The following is a 13,859-nucleotide window of genomic DNA, read 5'->3' as shown; positions in this document are numbered from 1 at the left end:
TCGAACATATAGTACTGTAGTCTGACTGTTCTCGTGAGTCCCTATCACCCCCCGAGACGGACCTCAGTCGGTGAATGACCCGATATTAGTTCAGTATATGTCACCAATTCGATTATTTGAGAGTGCGACGTAGAGTCGGGCATGAGCACAGCAACGAACCCGGCCGACGAAGAGGGCTCCGCGCTCGGCGGCGGGCGGAAGGGGTTCCGGTACTGGGCGCCGGCCGTGGTTGCGGCGTCGAGCATGTTCCTCGGCGTGCTGGACTCCTCGATGATGAACGTCGCCGTCCCGGCCATCGCGCGGGACCTCGACACCTCGGTGAGCGCGCTTCAGGGGGCCATCGCGGTGTACTCGATGGTGATGGCCGCGCTCATCATCCCCGGGGGGAGCCTCCGGGCGGCCATCGACACCAAGCGCCTCCTCGTCGCTACGCTCGCCGTGTACAGCGTCGGGACGCTCTTGGCGGGGTTCAGTTGGAGCATGGCGGTGCTCTTCCTCGGCTGGTCGGTAATCGAGGGAATGGCCGCGGCGCTGTTGCTGCCGATAACCTACTCGCTCATCGTCGAGAACTACCGGGGGAGCGACCGCGCGAGGGCGTTCGGGGCCGTCGGCGGGGTGACCGCCGTCGGCGTCGCCGTCGGTCCGATGATAGGCGGGACGCTCACGACGTACGCGAGCTGGCGCTGGGGGCTGATCGGCGAGTTCTTCGTCGTGTTGGGAATCGTCGCGCTGACCCTGCGATACTTGGAGTCGAACCCGAGCGACGGACGAATCCGGTTGGACGTCGGCGGGACGGTCCTGTCGATACTGGGCATCGTCGGCGTCATCGGCGGGTCGCTGCTGGCCGGACACTACGGCTGGGTCCGCCCGTTGCGCCCGCTCGTCGTGGAGGGAGCCCTCGTCCAACCGCTCGGGCTCTCGCCCGCGATATGGTGCATCGGGCTGGGAGCGGCCCTCCTCGTGCTGTTCGTCCAGTGGGAACTCCGGCAGGAACGCCGCGACCGGCCGACGCTGGTCCCGCCGACCGTCCTGCGGAACCGGACGTTCGCCGCCGGCATCTCGACGTTCGCGAGCGAGTCGCTGTTCCTGTCGGGATTCATGTTCACCGTCCCGGTGTTCCTCCAGTCGGCGCTCGGCCTGTCGGCGTTCGACAGCGGGGTGGCGCTGCTGCCGTTTTCGGTGGCGACGCTGGTGGTGGCGGTGGTCTCGACCGGCTGGCGGCGCTACGCCGCCCAGAAGCGCATCGTCCAAGCGGGCCTCGTGCTCATCGGCGCCGGCATGCTCTTGCTGCTCGGGCAGACCGGACTCGACCAGACCGTTTCCGGGATGATACTGCCGATGTCGGTGATAGGTATCGGCCTCGGCCTGTTCACCGGGCAGTTAGTCGACCTGACGATGTCGGCCGTTCCGGAGTCGTACTCGGACGTCTCCTCGGGCGTCATCAACTCGCTGAGCCAACTCGGGTACGCGTTCGGGACGGCCGTCGTCGGGTCTATCCAACTCGCCGCGTTCTACTCGGACGTCGTCGCGGGGGCGACGCTGCTCTCGAACGGGACGGCGGTCACCGGCGAGGAGCGGCGACAACTCGCGGTGAAACTCGAAGACGCCGTGGAGACGACGACACAGGCGCAGCAACAGGCGTTCGTGAACGGGTTGTCCCCCGACGTGCAGCGGCAACTCACCGAGATTATCCGGGAGGCGATGGTGAGCGCACAGCGGAGCGTGTTCGTCGTCCTCGTGCTGTTCGTCCTCGTCACGCTCCTCGCGTCGAGCTTTCTCACCCTGTCGAAGCCGCGTCGGGGACGGACGCGGGAGCCGAGCGCCGCCCCTCGCGACGCCGAACCGGAGTCCGCGAGCGACGGAGGCGAGAGCGGGAGCAGGAGCGGAAGCGGCGGCGAGTGAACGACCGGTAGTGCTTCCGAACTGCCCTCTCTCGCGTTCTCGATCCGTCACAGAGACGAAGTGCCCGGGCGCGAACCGTCACGCATGCCGGTCGCAACCGTCGGCGACGCCGCCGAGGCGTCGCTCCGCGTCACCGAGTCGACCATCGACGAGTTCGCCGCCCTCTCGGGCGACGAGAACCCCATCCACCTCGACGACGCCTACGCCGCGGAGACGCTGTTCGGCGGCCGGGTGGCTCACGGGATGATAGCCGCCTCCGTCCTCAGCGCGGCGATGGCGAGACTGCCCGGCGACATCGTCTACTGCTCGCAGGACCTCACCTTCGAGCGTCCGGTCCGGCCGGGCGACGAGATTCGAGCGACGGCTGAGGTGGTCGAGGAACTGGGCGGCGACCGCCTCCGCGCGGAGACGACGGCCCGCGTCGACGGGGCGGTCGCGGTGAGCGGCGAGGCGACGGTGCTGTCGCTCCCGCACGAGGACGGAGAGGAGAACGCGTGCTAGCGAGTCTCTAGCAACTGCCGCGCCGAAAAGAGAAGAACGGCCTGCGAAGCCGTGGAGAGCGTCGCCGGGGCGGGACTCGTCGGGTGACGAGCGGTCGGCGCCGTCAGTCCGACGTGGGCGCGGCCCGGTCCGGACCGCCCGCGGATGCCCCGCGGTGCAGCGACTCGACGCGCCAGACGTTCGACCGGGCGCCGGCGCGCGAGAGCGATACCGGGATGGTCGTCCCCGGCGGAAGCGCCGCCAAGGTGTCGCGGAGGTCGGCGTCGGCGTAGTCGACGAGGTGACGGGTCTCGTTCGACCGCTCGACTTCGACGGTCATCGTGTGGTGGTCGTTCATGGTCTTTCTGACGACGACGCGCGTCGGCGCGGTGGTTTCGACGCTCATACTTCCCACTTGTGACTGGAGGCCCTTAAACTGAAATATGTTGAATATATCGTGGTATAGAGACGGCGATTGGCACGGTTCTCGGCCGGAACCGTTTCGTTCGGTGTGGACGAACGCTCGTTTGTGAACAAACGGCACGGGGACGGGGACGGGAACGGCGCGAGCGGAGATGAGAACAGGAATCGAGACGAGGTTCGCGTCCTCGTTCGCCACGGGAACGAGGAAACGGAGACGTTCGCCTCCGTCGGCGAGACGCTCAGAGACCACCTGCTCGACTGCGGCCTCTCGCCGTACACGCGGCTGACCGAGCGCGCGAACTGCGGCGGCAACGGGCTCTGTGCCACCTGCGGCGTTCGGATTAGAGAGGGCGAACCCGCGCCGGAGCACTGGCACGACAGGCTGGCGGCGCGGTTCGGCTACCCGCGGCTCTCGTGTCAGATTCGAGTGCGCGAACCCATGACGGTGGAGTTGGTCGAGGACAAGTACGTGTGGGGCGGACGGGAATGACGAGTTCAGCCGCTCAGGCCGTGTGGGTCGCGTGAGAGAACGAGTCCGCCCTCCCCGATTTGAACTCACTCGCTCACCGCGTTCGCTCGCTGCTCGAATCGAGTCGAGGGTGCCACGACGATCGCCGCACGTACGCTCGCTTCGCTCGCGTAGTGGCGGCGACAGAACGAGTCCGCCCTCCCCGATTTGAACGGGGGGCAAGCCGATCTACAGTCGGCTGCTCTACCAGTCTGAGCTAAGGGCGGTCCATCTACTCGTAGCGCCGTCGCCGGACTTAAGAATTACTCATTGGTCGTCGCGGGCGGCCAGAAACCGCTCGGCGAGTCGGTCGACCCGCGCCTGCGCGGCGTCGAGTTCCGGGACGGTCTTCGCGTTGTACGCTCGCTTCGAGCAGTCGACGTGGTCGGGGACGATTCGGTGGGCTCGCATCGACGCCTCTGCGAGGGCGGCCTGTCGCTCCGTGCCCTCCCACTCGGGCGTCGCCAGTCTGGAGACGGTCGATTTCGAGAGGCTCGATTTTCCCCCCGAAGAGATATCGCGCAGACAGCGCTGGTACGGCGCGGAGTTCAGGAGGCCGCAGAGGTAGTGCGCCTCGCGTTCCTCGTCGGTGCCGACGAACATGCAGTGGTCGCCGGGGACGACCGGTTTCTCGCCGAGAAGGGGGTCATCGACGGTCGAGACGACCGCGAAGTGAGGTTTGTAGCCGAGGCGACACCAGACGACCTTGTAGTCGGCCCACGTGTACGGCCCGAGGCCGAACAGCGAGTAGAACGGCCCGCCGTCGAACCACGACGACCCGCGGGACTCCAGTCGCTCGCGGTTCGCGTCGAGGTAGGCGTACGTGTTCGGCGCCTCGCGGCGGAGGGCCGCCTCGTTGTTCTCGCCGGCGAGTCGCTGGGGGACGAGGAGTCTATCGTGGCCGAACAGGCCGTACTTCACGACGTGCTTGGATTTCAGGTAGGGGTAGACGTGGTCGGGTTCGATGTCGTTCGCCTCGATGGTCTCGCGGTCCAGCGCGTACACCGCCTTCGCGTCGTCCTTGACGCCGTGACGGATGCGGTACTCGGAGGGACCGAGCGCCCCGCGTTCGGCGTCCGCGCGAATCCACGGCGACGCCTCGGTCGTCGGGTCGGCAGCGACGAACGCCGTCTCCTCGGCGGCGAGGGTCCGCCGGAGGTCCGACAGCGATCCGAACGCGGGCGCGACGTCGGCGGACCGCGCGTCGTCGGGTCGCGCGTCGGCGCGCGACCACCTCGTCGCCGGAATCTCGACGTCGGTACCGGGGTTGTCGGCGGCGGATTTCTCGGCCGCGGAGTCGTCGGGCGTGTCGGCGCTCCCCGCGCCGCCCACGTCCAGACGGTACAGCGCGGTTCCGGCGTCGACCTCGCGGCCGAACGGCGACAGCGACCCGAAGTCGTGGACGCGGCGCATCGCCAGCGAGCGGTCGCCGACGCGGCGCCGGCGCAGGAGTTCGCCCGCCGGTCCGGTCATCAGGTCTCGCTTGAGGACGAACGCCGCGCGGCCGCCGTCGCGGAGGAGGCGGTGGAGACAGGTCCAGACGTACGGGACGGAGAGGTCGTCGTTCGCGTGCCCGAGGCGGGCCTCCCGCCCCCGATGAGGAAACAGGTCGAGAGCCGGGTCGGCCATCGGCCCCTCGCGCCAGCGCTCTTTCACCCGCGGCGTCAGCGAGTCCCACGTCAGCCACGGCGGGTTGCCGAGGAGGACGTCCGCGCGCGCACCGCTCAGGGGTGCGTCTTCGGCCGTCGTCTCCGTCGCGTCCGCGAGGGCGACCCGCGGCGCGAACGCTTCGACGCCGTCGCGGCGGAGGAGGGGACGACACGCGAGGACCAGTGCGAGGCGGGAGGCGCGGACGGCGACCGGGTTCACGTCGAACCCGCGGACCGACTCGGCGACGTGTGCGGCGAGGGCGGAGGGGTTCGCGTCGGCGTCGGCGTCTGCGGAGTCGAATTTCGCCCGCGCCGCGGCGGCGAGGAACGCGCCCGCGCCGCACCCCGGGTCGAGGACGAGGGCGTCGCGGAACGCATCGGTTTCGTCGGCGCGGACGCTCTCGACCGCCAGTTCGGCCAGTCCGGCGGGGGTGTCGTAGCGGCCGAAGACGCGCCGGACGGGGCGCGGGACGGTCCGCCGGTGGAGTTCGGCGACGGCCGTCGGGTCCGACTCGCGGACGAACGCGCCCGCCGCGTCGGCCGCGGCGGTCCGAACCGCGGACGAGAGGTCGGGACGGACCGTCCCGTGGACGGCGTCGAACGCGGCGAGGAGGTCGGGGGTGGAATCGGAACGACCGCCGTCGCCGTCGGAAGCGGACGAACGAGGGGGAGTCACCGCGACCGAGAACTCGCGTTCGGCGGCGGCCGAGAGCGTCGAGAGCAGGAAATCGAACGAGAGCGTCCGGACGAACACCTCGCGGGCGACATCGTCGGCGTCGTCCGGGGGCGACAGCGGTTCGGTCGCGGACCGCGAACCGGAGGTCGATTCGTCCGCCAGTCGGTCGAACACCGGACCGTGGTGCTCGCCGACGAACGCCCGCCACGACTCGCGGGCCTCGGCCACCGGAGGGTCGTCCGAGCGGTCGCGGAGGGCGGCGCGGTACCGGTCGAGGAGTGTCTCGCAGGCGTCGAGTCGGTCCTCGTCGAGGTTGGAGTCGGATTCGGGTGCGGGGGTCATCGGTTGGGAACGCGTCGCCGTCCGGCGGGGCGCGGCGAGACGGGGCGACGACGCGCGCGTCTGCACCGGACGACGGGCGGTCCGGACTTAACGGCATCCGTTCGGGAGGAATGGGGGGAGCCGAGAGCGTGGTCCATAGTCAGTCGTCTCGTCCGTCGTCGCTCGTCAGTCGCTCAGGTCGCTCTCGGTGACGCGGACGCCCTTCTCCGCGAGGTGGCGCATCTGTCGCTGCGCGAAGTCCTCCTCGCTCGTCCCGCGCGTGGCGAGCACGTAGACGAGAGCGTTGCCCGCGGGGCGCATCGTCCGCCCCGCGCGCTGGGCGCCCTGTCGGCGTGACCCGCCGAGACCCGAGGCCACGACGGCGAGTTCGGCGTTCGGGAGGTCGATACCCTCGTCGCCGACGCGGGAGATGACGAGCGTTCTGAGCTCCCCCTCTCGGAACTGCCGAAACAGGCGTTCGCGGTGGTGGTGGCGCATCTCGCCGCTGATGAAGGGGACGTCCAACGCCTCCGCGATGGCCTCGCCCTGGTCGAGGTAGTCGACGAAGACGAGCGCCTTCGACTCGGGGTGTTGGCGCAGGAGACGGCGCGTCTCGGCCACCTTCTGCGGGTTCATCGCCGCGAGTTGGTGTTTCTCGCGCCCGTCCGCGCTGGACCACTCGTTGCGGGCGGTGTCGTCCGCCCACGGCACGTAGCGGATTTCGACTTCGGGCTCTTGGACGTAGCCCGCGTCGAACAGTTTCGACCAGTCGGTGCCGATGGGCGGGCCGATGAGCGTGAATATCTCCTTCTCCTTGTCGTCCTCGCGGATGGGCGTCGCGGAGAGGCCGAGTCGGTGTTTCGCCTGCAGGTCCGCGCTCCGGCGGTAGATGCGCGAGGGGACGTGGTGCACTTCGTCGTAGACGATGAGGCCCCACTCGCGGTCGTCGAACAGCGAACGGTGGCGGTCCATCCCGGCCGTCTGGTAGGTGGCGATGGTGACCGGTCGGACCTGCTTTTCCCCGCCGTGGTACTCGCCGATTTGGTCCTCCTCCAAGGAGGTGTGTCTGAGCAGTTCCGAGCGCCACTGCGCGGCGAGTTCGCGCGAGGGGACGAGGATGAGCGTCTCGCCGCCGACGGCCCCGAGGACGCCGATGCCGGTCACGGTCTTGCCCGCCCCGGGCGGACCGACGAGGACGCCCGCCTTCTGCGTTGTGAAGCGGTCGACCCAGTCCTGCTGGTAGTCGCGGAGTTCCACGCGGAGGTCCACGTCGAGGGGCGCCCCCGTCTCCAAGTCGCGGTCGTCTTTCACCGGGTAGCCCGCCTCGTAGAGGATGCGCTTGATGTGCGACTCCTTGCCGTCGCGGACCCAGCTCTCGGTGTCGGAGATGGGCGCGACGAGGTGTTCCTCGTCGAGTTTCTGCCGCCCCACGTTGCCCATCAGGCTCTCGGAGGCGGCTTCGAGCACCACGTAGTCGTCCTCGTGGGTGTAGAGGCGGAACTGGTTCGCGCGCTTCCACTGGTTCTCGACCCACTGTTCGAGGTGCGGCGACCGGCGGGGGAGCACCGAGCGCATCATCCGCAGTAAGTCCTCCAGCGACTCGAACGGCGCCTGCCAGACGTCTTCTTGTCGAATCTTGTAGAGGTAGCCCCGAGTGCCGGTGTTCCGGTCGCCCGTGGAGTCGACGAGGTGGGCGAACTGGGCGAGTCGCGCGCGTGTGTACTGTGTCGGGTGGTCGACGACTATCTCGCGGCGCTCCGGGAACAGGACGACGCGTTCGCGTTCGGCCAGTTTCCCCCACTCGGTCGGGTAGTAGACCACCGGGTCCGCCTCGACGTTCATCCGCTGGACCGCCCCCTCGCGGGCCAACCGGTCGAGGGCTTCGGACGCCTCCGACTGCGTGAGGCCCAGCCGTCGGCTCGCCTGCTGGGCGGTCACGACGGGGCGACCCTCGGCCTCCAAAGCGTCGTAGAAGCCGTCGACGGAGACGTCGACGAGTTCGGCCGACGTTGCGGGCGCCGCGTCGTCCGCCGGTTCGACAGCCTCGCCGGGGTCGTCCGGAGTCGCGTCTCGGTCGTGGTCGTCCGCGGCCGCGTCGCCGGCGGTCGCTTCGTCGGCCTCGTCGCGGACACCGGTGTTGGACTCCTGCGACCGCATCTCGGAGAGCGTCGAAGGAGCGTCGGAGCCGTCGGCGCCGTCGGCACCGGGCGCGGAGTCGTTCCCAGCGCGGGCGTCAACGTCGGCGTCGGCATCGGCGTCGCCGGTGTCGCCGGCGTCGTCCTCGGTCATCGTCTCACGTCTGGGGCGCGGCGGGGAAACGGCTTGCGCTGCGGAGAAGTCCGTCGAGGAAGCGAGTTCGGCGCGACAGAGGGCGGTCGAGACGGCGAAAAGCGAGTTCGGAACGCCGCGGATTCTGTCTCGGCCGACCGGCGTCAGCCGAGCGTGTTGAACCGCGCCGGCGACATCTGGTCGTAGACGGCCCGGAGGTCCTCTCCGACTTCGACGAACGCGGGGAACTCCTCCAGCGTCCGGACGGCGTCGAGGTAGACGTAGTCGACGGGTTCGTCGGCTATCTCCTCGAACACCTGCCGCGGTCCCGACTCGCCGACGGCGACGAACGGGCGACCGTCCGGGTCCGACTGCGGAGTCGTCCCGTGCTGGAGGTACAGCGCCGTCATCGCCAGCGCGCTCGCGAGGGGGACCTGTCCGGGCGTCAACTGCCAGGTCACGTCGCGCGACCCGTACTCGACGGTGGAGACGTAGCCGTCGTCGAAGCGGAAACAGCGAACCGTCTCGTCGCCTCGCCGCCACCGCGTCTCGGTCTGTCGGAGGTCCGCGAGTCGCCAGCCGTCGTCGTCGGAGGCGTCGTCGGACGGTCGAACCGCGTGTACGATTCGCCGAAACGGTGCGGTGAGTCGGGACCCGACCCGTCGGACCCCGCGCCCCGTTCGGCGAAGCACCGAAGACGTCATCACCGACCGTAGGGCGGGACCCCTTATCGAACTGACGGACGCGCGCCGCCGGCCGGGTAGTCTCCCGTCGGGAGCGACGCGGCGCTCCTCGGCCGTCTCGGAGAGACACACCGGGTTTCCGGTGAACGAGTGTCTCCCACACCGACCTAGGGCGACGGTCGAACCGAGAGGGCGGACGGGAGTCCGACGCGCGGGCGGACACCGTGTTTCCGGTGAAACGGCGCGGGCGGTCTCGGGGTGACGGACCCGTCGACTGCGGACGGGTGGTGGCGGAGACACACCGGATTTCCGGTGAGACGACGCGAAGCGACGGCGGGGTTCCGTGAGACGCGGACACACCGGGTTTCCGGTGAATCGGGTCGACGGGAGGCGAGGGTCACGGGGAGGCCAATCTGCGAGCAACGGGGAATTTCTCGAACCCGTGGTTCGCACCCCATTTCCGGTGTATTTCCCCGTTCGACGGGATGACAGCTACGGAGAGGCAGATAGCTCAGACCTCGTGTGAGTCGTGGTCACACCGGGTTTCCGGTGAAACGGTTCGGCTCGAACGGTGACGGTACTCCGTCGTGGACCCGATCGGTCCGGGACGCCCGGACAACTCCCGACTCCCCTAATCGTCCTTTTTCTCCCGATTTTACCATCAGGGGTCACACGTGGCGGAGGCCACCACCGGCATCTAGAACGACTACTATAACAACTATTAAATAGTTGTTTAGTGTAAACGTCCATTGATACACTCGCAAGAGATTAGAGGTTCGATACTCGAACCGACTACAGGAGAAGGGAAGGCGTTCACCGACTCGGCGAGTGAGACGCTCGATTTCGTTCGCCGCGTCCGACTGGGGAGGACTTACCGCTCGCGCATCCGGTCCACGAGGGTGTCGTCGACTCGGCTCTCGTCCGAGATGACTGCTTCCTTCGAGTTCCGGTTCGACTCTTCTCTCGTCGTCACGCGGCTTCTCTTGCGGTCACGCGGCTTCTCGTGGAGTCCCGAGCGCTTCACTCGCCCCGATACCTTCGCTACCTTCTCCGCGACGATTCCCCCTCTTCGTCCCTCCACGGAGAGCGAGGACGCCGCCGAACACACCGGGTTTCCGGTGAACCTCTTCCCCCGTTTCGACTGGACCTACCCCCGGGTGTGGGGCCGTTCACCGGAAACCCGGTGTGTGTGTCGGACCTGAAGATGACAAGCCATTTCACCGGAAACGTGGTGTCCTGTAGTATGCCGAACGCCAGCGACGACCTCTTCACTCGGGAGGACCCCATCTTCGCCAACAAGGAACTCCTCGAGATAAACCACCTGCCGGGCGAGGGCCGCATCGTCGGCCGCGACGACGAGATATCCAACCTCGCGACGGCGGTCAACCCCGCCATCTTCGGGCAGAGTCCGAGCAACGTCCTCATCTACGGAAAGACGGGTACCGGAAAGTCGCTCTGCGCGAAGTACGTCTCACAGCGCCTCGTCGAAACCGCGAGCGAGGAGGCGGTGAAAGCGACCTTCGCCTACGTGGACTGCGCGCAGGACACGACCGAGACCCAAGCGGTCCAGACCATCGCCGACAGCGTCAACCGGTCGGAGGTGACCGGAATCAAGGTCCCCGACAAAGGTCTCAGCACGTCGACATACTACAAACGCCTCTGGCGCATCCTCGACGCGCAGTACGACGTCGTTCTCATCATCCTCGACGAGATAGACAAGTTGAACGACGACGACATCCTGATGCAGCTCTCGCGGGCGGGCGAGGCCGGTAAGATAGACCAGTGCAAACTGGGCGTCATCGGAATCAGCAACAAGATACAGTACAAAGACCGGATGGACGAACGGGTCAAATCCAGTCTCTGCGAACGCGAGTTCGTCTTCCCGCCGTACGACGCGAACCAACTCCGTGACATCATGCAGGCCCGCAGCGACGCCTTCCGCGACGGCGTGCTGGACGCGTCGACGATTCCGCGGGCCGCGGCGCTGGCCGCGCGGGAACACGGCGACGCTCGGAAGGCCATCGACATCCTCCGCTACGCCGGCGAGATAGCGCAGTCGACGGCCGCCTCGACCGTTCGCGAGGAGTTCGTTACGCAGGCCCGCGAACGGGCCGAAACCGACCGCTTCCGGGAACTCATCCGCGGGTCGACGCCGCACTCCCGGTACGTCCTCCAAGCCCTCGCGATGCTGTCGCTCTCGAACGACCGCAAGGACGGCTTCCGGACCAGTCGTGTCTACGAGGTGTACGAAAACATCTGCACGGGTCAGGGCTCCGACAGCCTGTCGCTCAGGCGGGTCCGCGACCTGCTGAAAGAACACGCGTTCCTCGACATCATCGAGCAGTCGAAACACAGCGGCGGGAGCGCCGAGGGGAGTTACACGAAACACCAACTGCTCGAAGACCCGCAAGTCGTCAGGGACGTACTGACCGAAAACGTCGGAACGTGAGTCGTCCGAAGGGCACGAGGCACGAGTGCTCAGCCGAACGCGCTCACTGGCCGCCGGGCGGTGTCGGGCCGAAGCGAAGCGGGGTCCGAGCGTCGGGATCGACATCGACGCAACCGCATCTGATAGTTCACGAGCGGGAACTTATATCTTCCCACGTTCAGAAGTGATTGGAACGGTCACGAGTGACCGGGCGGCTCACGCACCGTCCGGCTCGAAGGGGTTCTTCGCCGTCTCGCCGTTCGTCTCGTCGCCCACCGAGGGGGTGTACGAGTCGGTCCGGTAGCGGGCGTACGTCCGTTCGGCCCAGTCGACGAACTCCTCGTCGGTGCCGTCGACGCTGGCGATGAGGTTGCCCTGCTCGTCGTACGCGGCGAGGTACGCGTGGCCGTCCACCAGCATGAGTCCGAACTCCAATCGCCTCGGCGAGACGAACAGTTGGAACTGGTCGAGTTCGTAGGCGCGGGCGAGGTCGTCGGGATACTCCGACGCGGACGTCTCGAAGACGCGTTCGTCGATGACGAGTTGGACGCTCGACTCGGGGCCGATGATGCGCTCGGCCGCCTCGTTGAAGATGCGGCTGACGATGGGCGTGATTCCGCGGAACTCGTCGACGTACTCGCTCCCGGTGACGGTCAGAAATCGGTTGATAGGCGCGTGCGGGTTGTCAGACGTCGCCGCCGTCCCGTGGAGTCGGCGGAGAACGACGGGGTCGAGGTCGGCGACGACGCTGCCCACATTGGCGAGTAGCACCGAGAACCGGTCGGCGACGGCGACCGTCGCCTCGAACTCCTCGTATCCGTCCGCGACCATATCCCCCGCGGCCGTCAGCGCGTACCGCCCGTCCTCGGTCTCCTTTTCGGCCCATCCGCGTTCGACGAAGGCGCTCACCGTCCGTTGCGCCGTCTCGCGCGCGCACGAACACTCCGTCCCCAACTCGCTCGGTCGGTGAGGGTGTTTCCGAAGGGCCCGCAGAATCGCGACCCGACTCTCAGATCCGACGAGAAACGCTATCTCATCGCGTGCACTCATACTCGACTACTTGCTTGGCCGGTGCTATCACGCTTTGGACTGCTCGGCCCCCTCGAACCTGGCAGTCAGTCGAGCAGTCCGAGGTTGTCGATGCGCTTTACGATTTCGACGACGGCCGTCTCGGCGTCGTCGGTCTGTTTTCCGCCCGTGATGACTATCTTACCGGAACCGAACAGGAGGATGACGACTTCGGGTTCGTCCATCCGGTAGACGAGACCGGGGAACTGCTCCGGTTCGTACTCGACGTCTTCGAGGCCGAGGCCGATTGCGAGAGCGTTCAGGTTGAGGTTGTGTCCGAGGTCCGCGCTGGAGACGATGTTCTGAACGGTTATCTCGGGGTCCTCGTCGACGGGGATGTTCAGCCCGCGGAGTTTGTCGAAGATGATGCCCAGTGCCTCGTGGACGTCGTCGATGCTCTTCGCGCCCGTGCAGACGATCTTTCCGGACCGAAAGATGAGGGCGGCCGCCTTCGGGTCCTGCGTCCGGTAGACCAGACCGGGGAAGTTGTCGGGGTTGAAGTCGGCACCGGGGAGGTCGTCCGCGAGTGCTTCGAGGTCGAGTTCCTGTCCGATTCCGGTCGATGCGACTACGTTCTGAATCTCGATGGAGTCTGCCGGCGCACTCATTGTTCGCTGCAAACGTCTCTCCCCTAGCTTATAAAGCGACCCGTTGTCACACGGACCTAACCGGCCTTCGGCACTTATACCACTGCTCGTTTCGCGCGTTCGCCCGCGTACGTTGGCATCCCGAGCGGTATATAATCTGTTCGGATGTCGTTCGAGGCGAGCTATAGCGCGTCTTCGTTACACAATACCACCAATATCTCACTATTTTTTGGAGATCGTCCCGAATCAACGAGGTTAAGTACAACCCGGCCATTCGTAGAAATACGCGGGGCGCCCCGGGCCACCGAGGTCCGGAGCGCCACCTTCCGAGTCAGCTTGAACCGCCTCGTCTCCCGTCGGGGGAGTGCCTCGCACTCTCACGACAAACGCGAGACGACGCCCTTAAGTGTTCGAGTCCATTTCGGAAGAATGCGAACGACACACCGCGACCGTGCGACGGTTCAATCCCGGCGCACACTCGGACACGGTCCTTCGGGACCACTCGACCGAGCACGAACCGACGGCCTTAAGCCAACGAACGTGCAACGTCCAAGTCCGAAGCCATGAGGATTCCACCCCTGCGGTCCGCCGTACAGATGGAATCTGATGTTAGCCTTGGTAGTTCGGTGCCACCCGTTCGGTTATACGGTGGTGCCGAGCACCACGAACGGACCACGCAATGGTGATGCCCTCGACACATCGTCGAGGACCATCCCGCCAAACCCCCTTCGTCACAGAAGGGAACATTCCGGTTGATCCTGCCGGAGGCCATTGCTATCGGAGTCCGACTTAGCCATGCTAGTTGCGCGAGTTCAGACTCGCAGCAGATAGCTCAGTAACACGTGGCCAAGCTACCCTGCAGACAC

At 66.9% G+C, this 13,859-nt stretch carries 10 protein-coding genes, 1 tRNA gene and 1 rRNA gene; 5 read left to right on the top strand and 7 right to left on the bottom strand.

Annotation, left to right across the window (positions count from 1 at the left end):
- The first annotated feature begins 141 nt into the window (after positions 1-141).
- Together NDI79_RS00060 and NDI79_RS00055 are read left to right on the top strand one after the other, a co-directional pair.
- Positions 142-1,902, top strand: coding sequence for an MFS transporter (locus NDI79_RS00060; protein ID WP_310926413.1), 1,761 nt, complete (start codon positions 142-144; stop codon positions 1,900-1,902).
- 84 nt (positions 1,903-1,986) lie between these two features.
- Positions 1,987-2,403 carry a MaoC family dehydratase gene (locus NDI79_RS00055; protein ID WP_310926412.1) on the top strand — a complete coding sequence of 139 codons (417 nt, stop codon included), beginning with the start codon at positions 1,987-1,989 and terminating at the stop codon, positions 2,401-2,403.
- 103 nt (positions 2,404-2,506) lie between these two features.
- On the opposite strand, the gene NDI79_RS00050 is transcribed toward NDI79_RS00055, so the two are convergent.
- A complete protein-coding gene (locus tag NDI79_RS00050; RefSeq protein WP_310926411.1) occupies positions 2,507-2,788 on the bottom strand; it encodes a DUF7999 family protein in 282 nt (93 codons plus the stop codon).
- Positions 2,789-2,911: 123 nt separating this feature from the next.
- Between NDI79_RS00050 and NDI79_RS00045 the strand changes: the two genes are divergently transcribed.
- A complete protein-coding gene (locus tag NDI79_RS00045; RefSeq protein WP_310926410.1) occupies positions 2,912-3,295 on the top strand; it encodes a 2Fe-2S iron-sulfur cluster-binding protein in 384 nt (127 codons plus the stop codon).
- A 171-nt stretch (positions 3,296-3,466) separates the two neighbouring features.
- Here NDI79_RS00045 and NDI79_RS00040 read toward each other — a convergent pair.
- From NDI79_RS00040 to NDI79_RS00025, 4 genes are all read right to left on the bottom strand, one after another.
- Positions 3,467-3,540: transfer RNA gene (locus NDI79_RS00040), tRNA-Tyr, on the bottom strand.
- Positions 3,541-3,580: 40 nt separating this feature from the next.
- Complete coding sequence (locus NDI79_RS00035; RefSeq protein ID WP_310926409.1) at positions 3,581-5,980, bottom strand: N-6 DNA methylase; 2,400 nt, start codon at positions 5,978-5,980, stop codon at positions 3,581-3,583.
- Between the two features lie 165 nt (positions 5,981-6,145).
- Positions 6,146-8,248: a DEAD/DEAH box helicase gene (locus NDI79_RS00030; RefSeq protein ID WP_310926408.1), complete on the bottom strand. Its 2,103-nt coding sequence runs from the start codon at positions 8,246-8,248 to the stop codon at positions 6,146-6,148.
- Positions 8,249-8,391: 143 nt separating this feature from the next.
- The gene (locus NDI79_RS00025) at positions 8,392-8,931 is read right to left on the bottom strand and encodes a hypothetical protein (protein WP_310926407.1); all 540 of its coding nucleotides are present in this window, start codon (positions 8,929-8,931) and stop codon (positions 8,392-8,394) included.
- Positions 8,932-10,153: 1,222 nt separating this feature from the next.
- Here NDI79_RS00025 and NDI79_RS00020 point away from each other — a divergent pair.
- Positions 10,154-11,359, top strand: a complete 1,206-nt coding sequence (locus NDI79_RS00020) for a Cdc6/Cdc18 family protein (RefSeq protein WP_310926406.1) — start codon at positions 10,154-10,156, stop codon at positions 11,357-11,359.
- Between the two features lie 195 nt (positions 11,360-11,554).
- Here the strand turns inward: NDI79_RS00020 and NDI79_RS00015 are convergent, their stop codons facing one another.
- Together NDI79_RS00015 and NDI79_RS00010 are read right to left on the bottom strand one after the other, a co-directional pair.
- Complete coding sequence (locus NDI79_RS00015; protein ID WP_310926404.1) at positions 11,555-12,388, bottom strand: helix-turn-helix transcriptional regulator; 834 nt, start codon at positions 12,386-12,388, stop codon at positions 11,555-11,557.
- 65 nt (positions 12,389-12,453) lie between these two features.
- Complete coding sequence (locus tag NDI79_RS00010; RefSeq protein WP_310926403.1) at positions 12,454-13,014, bottom strand: TATA-box-binding protein; 561 nt, start codon at positions 13,012-13,014, stop codon at positions 12,454-12,456.
- Between the two features lie 724 nt (positions 13,015-13,738).
- On the opposite strand from NDI79_RS00010, the gene NDI79_RS00005 reads away from it, so the two are divergent.
- A 16S ribosomal RNA gene (locus NDI79_RS00005) occupies positions 13,739-13,859 on the top strand; the annotation flags it as partial.

Origin of the sequence: Halogeometricum sp. S3BR5-2, from assembly GCF_031624635.1 — an archaeon.
In the GTDB taxonomy this organism is placed as follows: domain Archaea; phylum Halobacteriota; class Halobacteria; order Halobacteriales; family Haloferacaceae; genus Halogeometricum; species Halogeometricum luteum.
The sequence above is the reverse complement of the archived record's forward strand: the minus strand, read 5'-3'. Positions and strand labels throughout refer to the sequence as shown.

Bases quoted from the DNA above. Each gene is read 5' to 3' on its own strand.
- NDI79_RS00060 (WP_310926413.1), top strand. From the start codon at position 142: ATGAGCACAGCAACGAACCCGGCCGACGAAGAGGGCTCCGCGCTCGGC.
- NDI79_RS00055 (WP_310926412.1), top strand. From the start codon at position 1,987: ATGCCGGTCGCAACCGTCGGCGACGCCGCCGAGGCGTCGCTCCGCGTC.
- NDI79_RS00050 (WP_310926411.1), bottom strand. From the start codon at position 2,788: ATGAGCGTCGAAACCACCGCGCCGACGCGCGTCGTCGTCAGAAAGACC.
- NDI79_RS00035 (WP_310926409.1), bottom strand. From the start codon at position 5,980: ATGACCCCCGCACCCGAATCCGACTCCAACCTCGACGAGGACCGACTC.
- NDI79_RS00030 (WP_310926408.1), bottom strand. From the start codon at position 8,248: ATGACCGAGGACGACGCCGGCGACACCGGCGACGCCGATGCCGACGCC.
- NDI79_RS00025 (WP_310926407.1), bottom strand. From the start codon at position 8,931: ATGACGTCTTCGGTGCTTCGCCGAACGGGGCGCGGGGTCCGACGGGTC.
- NDI79_RS00020 (WP_310926406.1), top strand. From the start codon at position 10,154: ATGCCGAACGCCAGCGACGACCTCTTCACTCGGGAGGACCCCATCTTC.
- NDI79_RS00015 (WP_310926404.1), bottom strand. From the start codon at position 12,388: ATGAGTGCACGCGATGAGATAGCGTTTCTCGTCGGATCTGAGAGTCGG.
- NDI79_RS00010 (WP_310926403.1), bottom strand. From the start codon at position 13,014: ATGAGTGCGCCGGCAGACTCCATCGAGATTCAGAACGTAGTCGCATCG.